The 8,949-nt window shown below is 64.1% G+C and carries 20 protein-coding genes; 10 read left to right on the top strand and 10 right to left on the bottom strand.

The window, feature by feature from the left end; translation table 11 throughout:
- The 10 genes from OSH12_RS23950 to OSH12_RS23905 form a co-directional block, all read right to left on the bottom strand.
- Positions 1-545: hypothetical protein (locus OSH12_RS23950; protein ID WP_266346158.1), on the bottom strand; the 545-nt coding region annotated here is incomplete at its 3' end.
- Positions 545-1,243 carry a hypothetical protein gene (locus tag OSH12_RS23945; protein ID WP_266346157.1) on the bottom strand — a complete coding sequence of 233 codons (699 nt, stop codon included), beginning with the start codon at positions 1,241-1,243 and terminating at the stop codon, positions 545-547. The genes OSH12_RS23945 and OSH12_RS23950, both read right to left, overlap by 1 nt.
- The gene (locus OSH12_RS23940; RefSeq protein WP_266346156.1) at positions 1,240-1,410 is read right to left on the bottom strand and encodes a hypothetical protein; all 171 of its coding nucleotides are present in this window, start codon (positions 1,408-1,410) and stop codon (positions 1,240-1,242) included. Before OSH12_RS23940 ends, OSH12_RS23945 begins: the two co-directional genes overlap by 4 nt.
- On the bottom strand, positions 1,407-1,613 hold the full coding sequence (locus OSH12_RS23935; RefSeq protein ID WP_266346155.1) for a hypothetical protein: 207 nt from the start codon (positions 1,611-1,613) through the stop codon (positions 1,407-1,409). The genes OSH12_RS23940 and OSH12_RS23935 overlap by 4 nt, the downstream gene beginning before the upstream one ends.
- Complete coding sequence (locus tag OSH12_RS23930) at positions 1,610-1,870, bottom strand: hypothetical protein (protein WP_266346154.1); 261 nt, start codon at positions 1,868-1,870, stop codon at positions 1,610-1,612. The genes OSH12_RS23935 and OSH12_RS23930 overlap by 4 nt, the downstream gene beginning before the upstream one ends.
- On the bottom strand, positions 1,867-2,100 hold the full coding sequence (locus OSH12_RS23925; protein WP_266346153.1) for a hypothetical protein: 234 nt from the start codon (positions 2,098-2,100) through the stop codon (positions 1,867-1,869). Before OSH12_RS23925 ends, OSH12_RS23930 begins: the two co-directional genes overlap by 4 nt.
- Positions 2,091-2,243 carry a hypothetical protein gene (locus OSH12_RS23920; RefSeq protein WP_266346152.1) on the bottom strand — a complete coding sequence of 51 codons (153 nt, stop codon included), beginning with the start codon at positions 2,241-2,243 and terminating at the stop codon, positions 2,091-2,093. The genes OSH12_RS23925 and OSH12_RS23920 overlap by 10 nt, the downstream gene beginning before the upstream one ends.
- A 67-nt stretch (positions 2,244-2,310) precedes the next feature.
- Positions 2,311-2,493 (bottom strand): hypothetical protein, encoded by a 183-nt coding sequence (locus tag OSH12_RS23915; protein WP_266346151.1) that lies wholly within the window; start codon positions 2,491-2,493, stop codon positions 2,311-2,313.
- Between the two features lie 87 nt (positions 2,494-2,580).
- The gene (locus tag OSH12_RS23910; protein WP_266346150.1) at positions 2,581-2,823 is read right to left on the bottom strand and encodes a hypothetical protein; all 243 of its coding nucleotides are present in this window, start codon (positions 2,821-2,823) and stop codon (positions 2,581-2,583) included.
- 201 nt (positions 2,824-3,024) lie between these two features.
- Positions 3,025-3,585 (bottom strand): LexA family protein, encoded by a 561-nt coding sequence (locus OSH12_RS23905; protein ID WP_266346149.1) that lies wholly within the window; start codon positions 3,583-3,585, stop codon positions 3,025-3,027.
- 96 nt (positions 3,586-3,681) lie between these two features.
- Between OSH12_RS23905 and OSH12_RS23900 the strand changes: the two genes are divergently transcribed.
- The 10 genes from OSH12_RS23900 (at position 3,682) to OSH12_RS23855 (ending at position 8,931) form a co-directional block, all read left to right on the top strand.
- Positions 3,682-3,909, top strand: a complete 228-nt coding sequence (locus OSH12_RS23900) for a helix-turn-helix domain-containing protein (protein WP_266346148.1) — start codon at positions 3,682-3,684, stop codon at positions 3,907-3,909.
- A gap of 207 nt (positions 3,910-4,116) precedes the next feature.
- The gene (locus OSH12_RS23895; protein WP_266346147.1) at positions 4,117-4,686 is read left to right on the top strand and encodes a hypothetical protein; all 570 of its coding nucleotides are present in this window, start codon (positions 4,117-4,119) and stop codon (positions 4,684-4,686) included.
- Position 4,687: 1 nt separating this feature from the next.
- The gene (locus OSH12_RS23890) at positions 4,688-4,840 is read left to right on the top strand and encodes a hypothetical protein (RefSeq protein WP_266346146.1); all 153 of its coding nucleotides are present in this window, start codon (positions 4,688-4,690) and stop codon (positions 4,838-4,840) included.
- On the top strand, positions 4,837-5,520 hold the full coding sequence (locus OSH12_RS23885) for a hypothetical protein (protein WP_266346145.1): 684 nt from the start codon (positions 4,837-4,839) through the stop codon (positions 5,518-5,520). The genes OSH12_RS23890 and OSH12_RS23885 overlap by 4 nt, the downstream gene beginning before the upstream one ends.
- The gene (locus OSH12_RS23880) at positions 5,502-5,744 is read left to right on the top strand and encodes a hypothetical protein (protein ID WP_266346144.1); all 243 of its coding nucleotides are present in this window, start codon (positions 5,502-5,504) and stop codon (positions 5,742-5,744) included. Before OSH12_RS23885 ends, OSH12_RS23880 begins: the two co-directional genes overlap by 19 nt.
- A 92-nt stretch (positions 5,745-5,836) precedes the next feature.
- Complete coding sequence (locus OSH12_RS23875) at positions 5,837-6,073, top strand: DUF2312 domain-containing protein (protein WP_266346163.1); 237 nt, start codon at positions 5,837-5,839, stop codon at positions 6,071-6,073.
- The gene (locus OSH12_RS23870) at positions 6,073-6,396 is read left to right on the top strand and encodes a hypothetical protein (RefSeq protein ID WP_266346143.1); all 324 of its coding nucleotides are present in this window, start codon (positions 6,073-6,075) and stop codon (positions 6,394-6,396) included. The genes OSH12_RS23875 and OSH12_RS23870 overlap by 1 nt, the downstream gene beginning before the upstream one ends.
- 24 nt (positions 6,397-6,420) lie before the next feature.
- Positions 6,421-7,305 carry a DUF6551 family protein gene (locus tag OSH12_RS23865; protein ID WP_266346142.1) on the top strand — a complete coding sequence of 295 codons (885 nt, stop codon included), beginning with the start codon at positions 6,421-6,423 and terminating at the stop codon, positions 7,303-7,305.
- Complete coding sequence (locus OSH12_RS23860) at positions 7,298-7,708, top strand: helix-turn-helix domain-containing protein (protein WP_323180720.1); 411 nt, start codon at positions 7,298-7,300, stop codon at positions 7,706-7,708. The genes OSH12_RS23865 and OSH12_RS23860 overlap by 8 nt, the downstream gene beginning before the upstream one ends.
- Positions 7,705-8,931: an MT-A70 family methyltransferase gene (locus tag OSH12_RS23855; RefSeq protein ID WP_266346141.1), complete on the top strand. Its 1,227-nt coding sequence runs from the start codon at positions 7,705-7,707 to the stop codon at positions 8,929-8,931. The genes OSH12_RS23860 and OSH12_RS23855 overlap by 4 nt, the downstream gene beginning before the upstream one ends.
- Positions 8,932-8,949 lie beyond the last annotated feature (18 nt).

Genomic DNA, 8,949 nt, shown 5'->3' with positions numbered 1-8,949 from the left:
ATGTTCCCGCAGTCGTCCAACAGGGCTTCTTTCGGCTTCCACTCCAAGCCGCCATAGCGCTTGTTGGTGCCGCACATCCACGCGTCGCCGTAGAACTTCAGCGCCTCCAGCATCCCGGCGTTCTCCGCGCGCAGGCGGGTGATCTCGGCGGCTTGCTGGATGGCGAGGTCGAGTAGCTCGGGCGCAGCCGCGATCAGGCGGGCATCCGGACAGTCGATGCCGCGCACGTCATAGCGATAGACGCTACCGTTGGCCTTCGCCTGCTCTACGCCCCGCACCGTTCGGTCCCCGACCTCAAACTCTAGAAGCCTGGAAGCGTCGACCAACCCGCCGCGTTCAGGTTGGAACTCCGGTTGCGCGCCGCGCATCCCCCAACGTCTGAAACTCATCACATAGCGGCGGCCACTGTGCCTCGTGGCGAGATACAGCGAATAGCTGTTGGCATTGCCGAACCAGCCCCACGGCCCGGGCGTGTGGCCACCCTTGGCTAGCCGTTCCACCAGCCCAGCCTCCGCCGTCCCGCCGTCTTCGATGCGATCAGCCATCACCGAACCTCGTCAATGTTTGTGCGGGAAACGGTGAAGGTGTAGGCGGCGACCCAAGGGTTAGCCTCCCACGAGCCAGCGCAGTTGATGGTTTCCCAGAGGTGGCGAAAGACCGCCTGCTGGACCGAGCCGTTAGGCAAGTCATTCGAGTAACCGGCATCGGCAATGCTATTGCACAGCGAGGCGAAGTCACTGTCGAGGTCGATGCCCTCGTCCTCGGCGTCTGCGTCGCTGATGCCCTGCAGCCGCTCGACGCGAACATCTGTGACGGCGAGCGTCAGGCGGCTCGCCCAGCGGGGCATGTGGATCGAGGGTCGCCAAGCCGGCCGGCCAGATCGATCGAACCCCTCGCGAAACACGGCGGCGGTATAGCCATCGGTCGGATGTTCCCGTTGGGCGATGGTCCCGGTGCCGATGCTCATGCGATAGGCGGTGCGCGGCAACAAGGCATGAGCCTCGCGAACCCAGAGGCGATCCCCGAGTTTGATGCGGACGTAGTCTGGGGCAAAGGCCCCCATCCTGTTCGCCGGCAGACGAAACTCGTCGGGCGTTCCTGGGATGTGCCACTGGTCGTCACCGACCAGAGCAGGTTGCGGCTTCATCAGCCGCCTGGTCTGTGTCTTTCTGCCATCCAGCAGCGCGCGGACCATTGGTCCGGAAAACAGGATTGGCCGGGCCTTGCTCTGTTGCGGGCTCATGGCCGTTCCTTCTTTTCGGAGAAGGTGAACTCAGCGCCGCCGGCGAGAACGATGGCGAGCAGGAACCACCAGCCGGATCGATCGAGCCAGAACACGGCGTAGGCCGTCACACCAAGGATCGCGGCGCGATAGGCGAGGATCATGAAGACGATGCTCGCCTCGCTCATGGCCGCGCTCCGTCGTTAAGCAGGTAAGTGTCGGTCGGCACGAAGCCGGTCTTCGCGATCTCGTCGCGGCGCTCGCGGTTGCGACGGCGCGCAGCTGCGCCGCCTCGATCCCAGCGGACCGCGCCGCCGTTCTCCTGGCGCCAGTGCAGGAAGTCGTTCGCCCTTTGGCGCTGGGCCGGCGTAATATGGTTGCGCGTGATCATTCCACCGCCCTCGTCGCCATGCTGTCCTGCGGATGGCCGCCGGCGGCGATATGGGCGTCCAGCATGGCCTCGCGCTTCTCGCGGCTAAGCGGCATCGCATCGTCATCCTGCTCGACGAAGGATGTCGGCTCGGACAGCAGATCCATGAAGGTCGGTGCGCACTTGACGCAGAGCACGCAATCGATGCCGGGATAGTAGCGGTCGCTGATGTCGAGCGGCTCAACGCATCCCTCGCAGACGAGATAGTTGCGGCTCATTGCAGATCCTCCTGGATCCATGCCTCGAGCGCTGCCAGCAGGGCTTCGTCGTGGGCGCGTGCGGTTGTGATGCGAAGGGCGACAGCGACGATGCCGGCCAGCTTGGCGATGGCCGAGCGCGGCACCGGCTGGCGAAGCCGCTTGGCTGCGCAGATCTGTTGCCAGATCTCGCTCATGTCGTCGGCGGCTTGGGTGAGGGCCACCTGCTCGGCAGCCGTTATCAGGGCCATGGCGCAAAGCCGATGGCGAGGATGATGATCAGGCCAGCCATGGCAGGCAAAAAGGCAAGCGCCAGCCATGTGTCGCGATCGCTTCCGCAGATCGCGTCAGTAATTTCGATCAGGGTTTTCATGGGGATCTCGTCGATGGACATGATCGTCCGGCGACGCGGCTTCGGTGGGGGGGCTGGAACCGAAGCCGCGCTGGCGGGACGGTCCCTGTCAGTCCGCCTTCGCCAAAAGCCGCGGCTCATTGAGCCAATGCGATTGGATTGCCTCATGGGGTGAGGCGTTCTGGGCCTCTACGCGGATCTGCGGCGCCGTGCCGAGTTCTTCGAGGCGCGCCGTCGCGGTGCCGGTGAAGCCGGTCACCGGATCACACACCTTGTCGCCGAGTTTGATCATAACTGTCTCCGAGCTGGACATAATCGTCCGGCGACGCGGCTTCGGCTGGGGGAGGGGCGCCGAAGCCGCGCTGGCCTGACGATCGTGTCAGGCCGCGAGAGCCTTCCGCTCGGCGAGCTGGCGAGCCTGCGGCCCGTGCATCAGGATCTCGTCCTGGGTGAAACCGCAGAGCTTCAGGTGATCTTCATTGCAGCTGCCATCGATCGACGCCCGGTCGATCATCTCCGCCGCCATGAGGTTGTGGATGCTGTTGGTGCGGCGGGCCACGTCGAGGGCCGTCTCGTTACGGCTGTTGCGGCGGACGCGCAGCGGGGTTGTCTGGGTGTGCATGGGTCGCTCCATCGGAACCGGGTTCGGTTCGGCGCGCCAGGCCAATGCCCGCGCCGATGGAAACAAGAATACGCATGCGAATAATCAATGCAACAGAAAAATTCGCAAACGTATATGCGTTGATGTCGACCAATTCAATTTTGGGTAGTGATGCGCGGCCTTGCTTCGCCAGCGACGGGTGCTAGGCCGCGAATCGACCGGCTACATATTAATGATGGATCGCCGCACTCGGCCAATGATCGTCGGCTCGCTTGTGGGGAAGAGCGCCTCGTGATCGGGATTTGTCGAGACGGGTTCGAAGCGAGAGGGGTTAGGGCGCCAGCGTTTGTATGTGGCGTTTCCGTCTTGGTCCCCGATCACATAGCAGGCGTTCGGCACCAAGCGGGTGTCGCGCCGATTGGCTACGATGATCGAGCCCGGCGGCGATATGCGATCCATGGAATCACCACCGACTTCGAGAGCTATCCAGTCTCCCGGTGGAAGATCCGCCATCTCCAAGTGAGGTATATCCTCCCATCCTGAGATGTTGGCGGTCTCTTTGAGAGCGCCGGCACTGATCCAGGAAATGAGCGGTACGCGGATAAGGGCGGAGGCGGCGGAAGGGCCATCCGCCAACTGGCGGATCTGGTCACGCGTAGCGCCGCGAGGATCCGAACCGTGGAACCAGCGTGAAACGGTCGCCTGTGTCACGCCCAAAGCGCTGGCCAAGTCGGACTGGGTCCAACGGCGATCCGCGAGAATGCGCTCAAGGGTCTGTTTCATATCCATACGCACAATATACGCCCTCGTATGTTCGCGGGCGAATACGCGAACGTATGCCCCTTGCGGATATAAATTCGTATGCGTATAAGGCTTGTCATGAACACGCTTCTTTACATCCGAAAGAACGTCCTCGGTATCACTCAGGCCGAAATGGCAGAGATCGCGGGGGTGCGACAGGCAACTGTCTCGCGGTGGGAGAACGGTGCGTTGCTTCCTGACCTTTCGCAACTGGCGATGGTCCGAAAGGCGGCAATCGCCAAGGGTGTTGCCTGGCAGGACGCTTGGTTCTTTGAGCGTCCGGTCGCGGGCTCGGAGGCTGCATGACGATCGAGCATCGCCTGTGCTCCGCTGAGGGCTCTGACTTTCCGGCGGTGGCCGGACCGAAAAGCGATCGCCGGATTCCCCGCGCGGTGATCGTGACTGCCCTGCGCGCCGTTGGCCGGCGCGTAGGTTCCTTCCTCCCCAGACTTGGAGCGGGCCGGGGCCTCCTTCAGCCGCGCCCGCTCCATTTTGGCGGCGATCAGCATCCTGATGGTCGACATCTGCGTGGCCCTCCGTGACGCGCTTCTGACGACCTCTTTCTGCCAGACCCAAGCCGCCGACGCAGCGAATAAACCAAAGGGGTTTTTCGTGACTGATTTCGCTTTGCCCGAGGGCACGATCACTCTTTTCAAGAAGGCCTGCCATGAGGCGATCATCGCCGCTGGAGGCCGTAAGAAGGTCGCGTTCCTGCTCGGCGTCGACGAAAGCTTCCTGTCGCGGGCCTGCCTGGACAATCATCCCGAAAAGCTATCTCGCGACCACATGTTGTTGCTCGGGGTTTCAGGTGGCGGCGCAGCTTTCGCAGACTTCTTTGCATCGTTCGCGCACTGCCATGTCGTGCGGTTCGATGACAACGCCAGCGCGGCCAAAGATGAGCTGATTGCTGAACTTGGCGCGATCGCCAAGGAACAATCCGAGGCAACGGCAGCGCTCGCGGAAGTGGCGTTGCGGAACACGCCCGCCGCCGCGCGCAAGGCCATCAAGGAATTCTCCGACGTGAGCCAAGGGGTCGATCAGATCCTTTGGAAATTGGCCTCGGTCGCGGCGAAGGGCTCCTGACATGGGCGCCTCCGATCATCCCGCCACCGACGCTCGTCGCGACCACCTCTGGAGGGTCATCGGCGTGATCGCGCTCTGGCTCACCGGCTCCGCCGCCCTGCTCCTGACCGGGGCGAAGATCATTTCTACCACCATCGAATGGATCAAGTCATGATCTGGATGCAGACGCGCTCCGGCCTTGCTGTCGACCTCGCACGGCCAGATCTCTCGGCCATCGACATGATGGTCGACATTGCCATCCCGCTTGCGCTGGCCAACCGCTTCGCCGGGCACACCCGCCGTCTCGACAGCGCGGGCTTCTCTACCGCGCAGCATTCCTATCTGGGCGCGGATGCCGTGCTTCAGGAAACCTGCGGCGACACCGATGCGGCGCTGGCGTTCCTGCTTCACGATGCGCATGAAGCCCTGATCGGCGACTTGACGGCGCCATTCGTCTCCGCCCTCGACCGCATCGCCGTCGACCGGCTCGGGCGACCTGCGAACGGCATGATCCGCAGCACGCTCAAGGTGTTGAAGGGGGGCATCGACACCGAGATCTATCGCAGGCTGGGCCTCAGCTGGCCGCTCTCGCCCTACCATCACGGCATCGTTGCCGACATGGATCTTCGCATGCTCCGGCGCGAGCGCGACGAACTGATGGGGCCGTCGCCCGGGCCGTGGGCGAACAATGTCGAGACAGCCGCGCCCATCCGCAGCCTTGAAGGCTGGGACTTCTTCCGCGTCGGCAATCGCCTCGACGTCGCGCGCGAGTGGATGGCGCGCCTTCGTGCCTGGCACCCGCGCAATGTCGAGGCAAAGTCCTCAGGAGGTGAGCCGTGGCTTCTCCCATCCTGACGCTCGACCTCTATGTCCACGCGCGCGGCGATCGGGCGGTGCGGCTGTCGCGAGACGGTGATCTGCGCAACGCGGTCTGGGTCGCGCTCGTCCACCTGGACGTCGCCATGGCTGGCGACAAGCGGGCGATCGTCACGATTCCCCGCTGGCTGGCCGAGCAAGAGGCCCTTGTGACGCCGCCGGCAGAGGTTGGCCAGGCCGAGCTTTTCGGAGGCGCATCATGACCGATGAAGACACTTACGACCCCTATGCCACCGGTCGCGCCCGGCCGGGCAGGGACTTGAAGCCCGATTCCCAAGAGAGCGAAGGCGGCTACATCAACGGTGTCGCCGCCGCGCAGCTGCGCTCGATCGTCGAGCGCATCGAGCGCCTCGAGGAAGAGAAGAAGGCGATCGCCGACGACATCAAGGGCGTCTATGGCGAGGCCAAGGCCAACGGCTATGACACCAAGGCGCTGCGAAGGATCGTATCGCTGCGGAAGAAAGACGCCGGCGTGCTTGAAGAGGAAGAGGCGATCCTCGAGCTCTACAAAAACGCGCTGGGGATGGTCTGATGCTGAACAGGTCCGACACCGCAGCGCGCGCGGCGATCGGCTGGGACATCGATCACCAGACGTTCGGGCTCTTCGTCCACGCGCATCGCACCGAGATCATCGGTGTCAGCATGAGGGCGGCAGCCGACATTACCGGCATTTCCTACGCCACGCATTGCCGCGCCGAGCGGGCGCAGGCGATCTCGGCTGGCAACATGCTGCGGCTCTGCCTCTGGATCGACGCCAATCCCTACTGGTTCCTCGTAGATCCGAAAACCGGCAAGCGCCTGGTCAACCCGCCCGAGGCGCCGGTTCCACGCGAAACACCTAGTGAAACACGCTGAATTCATTGAACGGAGGCATGGCGTATGAGCAAGCATGACGTGTCCGGCGGCGACATTGCCGCCATGGTTCCGGGCTTCCGGCCGATCAAGGCGATCCCGATTGTCGGTGTCGAGCCGAACGTGGTCGCGGCCGATCGGCCCGCGTTTCGCTGGGTCGATCCGGCCACGCTTTGCGTCGAGGACCGGTATCAGCGCGAACTGGCCGACAAGTCGATTACCCTGATCCGTCGCATCGTCGGCAACTGGTCATGGGACTCGTTCAAGCCGCCGGTTTGCGCCGAGGGCGACGACGGTGTGCTTATGGTCATCGACGGCCAGCACACCGCAATCGCGGCTGCGAGCCATCCCGGCATCGACACGATTCCCGTCATGGTCGTCGATGCGGCCGAGTTGGCGAAGCGCGCGATGGCGTTTGTCCGGCACAATTCGGACCGCGTTGCGATGACCAGCAACCAGATCTATTACGCCGCGCTCGCCGCCGGCGACGAGATCGCGGTTGCCATGAACCAGGCCTGCGAAAAGTCGGGCGCGAGGATCCTGCGCAGCCCGCCCGCGCAGGGCGTCTTCAAGATCGGCGATACCATGGCCATCGCCGGGCTGCGAACGATTACCGAGCGGCGCGGCGTCAACTTCACGGCGAGAATGCTGAAGGTCCTGATCGATGCGCAGCGCGCGCCGCTGGCCTCGGCTGAGATCGGCGCCGTCACGGCGCTTCTGACCGAGCCGGAGTGGAAGGATTCGCTCGACCCGGTCGACCTGACGGCCACGATCCGCTCCAAGTCCGCGCGCCAATGGCTGGGCCATGCCGAGTCGACGGTGCGCAAGGGCATGAAAATGCCGATGTCTCGCGCCCTCGCCATTGCCTGGTACCGCGCGACGCCGAAACAGCGGCAGGCCCGCAATGGCTGATCTGGCGGCGCAGGTGGCCATGCTCGAGGCGGAGAACGCCGTTCTTCGCGACCGTGTCGAGACGCTCGAGCGCGACGCCGAGGCGCAGCTGCGCCTGCCGCCCGGCCTTGGCCTGACGGCGCATGAGGCGCGGATCTTCCTGATGTTGATGAAGCGGGACGTCTGCACCAAAGAGCAGCTGATGAACGGCGCTTATGACCATCACCATGATGGTGATCTGCCGCACATCAAGATCATCGATGTTTTCATCTGCAAGATCCGCAAGAAACTGAAGATCCACGGTGTCACGATAAGCACCGTGTGGGGGCAGGGGTACTACCTCGACGCCGATGCGAAACTGCGCGCGATCGCGATGATCGACGCCTTCAACGCCGCGCTTTCGCGGCCTGAGGTGGCAGCATGACGGCGCTCGTCCCCTGGCAACCGGGCGACGTGCCGGCGGCGGTCGGCCAGTTGCCGTTTCACGCGCTCGCGAACCTGTTCCCGTTGATCGAGGGCGAAGCCTTCGACGACCTCATGGCCGACATCGCCGCAAACGGCCTGCAGGAGCCGATCGAGCTTCTCGAAGGCGCGATCCTCGATGGGCGCAACCGATATCGCGCCGCGCTCGCCGTCGGCGCCACCGTCCACACCCGCCAGTTCCGTGGCAGCGATCCGCTTGCCTATGTGATGTCGAAGAACCTGCATCGTCGACAGCTTTCGCCGAGCCAGCGGGCGCTCGTCGCCGCGCGCGTCGCCACCATGCGGCAGGGCGAACGGACCGACCTTGCCGAACCTTCCGCAAGTTTGCGGAAAGTCAGCCAGGAAGAGGCGGCCCGCGTCGCCAGCGTGTCCGATCGCAGTGTGACGACGGCGCGCGACGTGCTCGCCCATGGCGCCACCGAACTGGTGGCTGCCGTGGATGGCGGCCGGATCTCGGTTTCGGCGGCGGCGGAAATCGCCTCGCTGCCGTTGGCAGAGCAAAAACGCATCGTCGACAGTGTCGATCCGCGCGCGCTGAGCGCCGCGATCAGGCGGCTGCGGGACACGAAGACGGCCGAAAAGAAGGCAAAGCGCGCCGGGCGCGAGGCGGCGCTGGCCAGCCGACAGCGGGCGCTGCCCGACAAGCGCTACGGCGTCATCTATGCGGATCCGGAGTGGCGCTTCGAGCCCTATAGCCGCGAGACCGGTATGGATCGCGCGGCAGACAATCACTATCCGACGACCCCGACGAACGACATCGTCCTGCGTCCAGTCGGCATCATCGCGGCAAAAGATTGCGTCCTGTTCCTCTGGGCCACCGCGCCGATGCTCAAGGCCGCGCTCCGCGTCATGGAGAATTGGGGCTTCGAGTACAAGTCGCACTTCATCTGGGGCAAAGACCGGATCGGCAACGGCTATTGGAACCGGAACCAGCATGAGCTGCTTCTGATTGGGACGATCGGCAACGTCCCGGCGCCGGCGATGGGCGAGCAATGGGGTTCGCTCCTTGATGCTACAGTCGGCGAACACTCGGCCAAGCCCGACAAGTTCTATGAGCTTATCGAAGCCTATTTCCCGAACCTTCCCAAGATTGAGCTCAACGCCCGCCGCGCGCGGCCGGGTTGGGACGTCTGGGGTTTGGAAGCGCCGGAGGTCAGCGCATGAATCTGTCACCTGAAGAAC

The sequence above is a fragment of the Kaistia terrae genome (assembly GCF_026344005.1).
Lineage (GTDB): Bacteria > Pseudomonadota > Alphaproteobacteria > Rhizobiales > Kaistiaceae > Kaistia > Kaistia terrae.
This window is presented reverse-complemented; position numbering and strand designations above follow the sequence as displayed.

Coding starts and splice junctions, on each gene's coding strand:
- OSH12_RS23900 (WP_266346148.1), top strand. CDS start 3,682: ATGAACACGCTTCTTTACATCCGAAAGAACGTCCTCGGTATCACTCAG.
- OSH12_RS23870 (WP_266346143.1), top strand. CDS start 6,073: ATGCTGAACAGGTCCGACACCGCAGCGCGCGCGGCGATCGGCTGGGAC.
- OSH12_RS23890 (WP_266346146.1), top strand. CDS start 4,688: ATGGGCGCCTCCGATCATCCCGCCACCGACGCTCGTCGCGACCACCTC.
- OSH12_RS23860 (WP_323180720.1), top strand. CDS start 7,298: ATGGCTGATCTGGCGGCGCAGGTGGCCATGCTCGAGGCGGAGAACGCC.
- OSH12_RS23865 (WP_266346142.1), top strand. CDS start 6,421: ATGAGCAAGCATGACGTGTCCGGCGGCGACATTGCCGCCATGGTTCCG.
- OSH12_RS23885 (WP_266346145.1), top strand. CDS start 4,837: ATGATCTGGATGCAGACGCGCTCCGGCCTTGCTGTCGACCTCGCACGG.
- OSH12_RS23855 (WP_266346141.1), top strand. CDS start 7,705: ATGACGGCGCTCGTCCCCTGGCAACCGGGCGACGTGCCGGCGGCGGTC.
- OSH12_RS23905 (WP_266346149.1), bottom strand. CDS start 3,585: ATGAAACAGACCCTTGAGCGCATTCTCGCGGATCGCCGTTGGACCCAG.
- OSH12_RS23920 (WP_266346152.1), bottom strand. CDS start 2,243: ATGTCCATCGACGAGATCCCCATGAAAACCCTGATCGAAATTACTGAC.
- OSH12_RS23910 (WP_266346150.1), bottom strand. CDS start 2,823: ATGCACACCCAGACAACCCCGCTGCGCGTCCGCCGCAACAGCCGTAAC.
- OSH12_RS23945 (WP_266346157.1), bottom strand. CDS start 1,243: ATGAGCCCGCAACAGAGCAAGGCCCGGCCAATCCTGTTTTCCGGACCA.
- OSH12_RS23935 (WP_266346155.1), bottom strand. CDS start 1,613: ATGATCACGCGCAACCATATTACGCCGGCCCAGCGCCAAAGGGCGAAC.
- OSH12_RS23915 (WP_266346151.1), bottom strand. CDS start 2,493: ATGATCAAACTCGGCGACAAGGTGTGTGATCCGGTGACCGGCTTCACC.
- OSH12_RS23895 (WP_266346147.1), top strand. CDS start 4,117: ATGGTCGACATCTGCGTGGCCCTCCGTGACGCGCTTCTGACGACCTCT.
- OSH12_RS23940 (WP_266346156.1), bottom strand. CDS start 1,410: ATGAGCGAGGCGAGCATCGTCTTCATGATCCTCGCCTATCGCGCCGCG.
- OSH12_RS23930 (WP_266346154.1), bottom strand. CDS start 1,870: ATGAGCCGCAACTATCTCGTCTGCGAGGGATGCGTTGAGCCGCTCGAC.
- OSH12_RS23925 (WP_266346153.1), bottom strand. CDS start 2,100: ATGGCCCTGATAACGGCTGCCGAGCAGGTGGCCCTCACCCAAGCCGCC.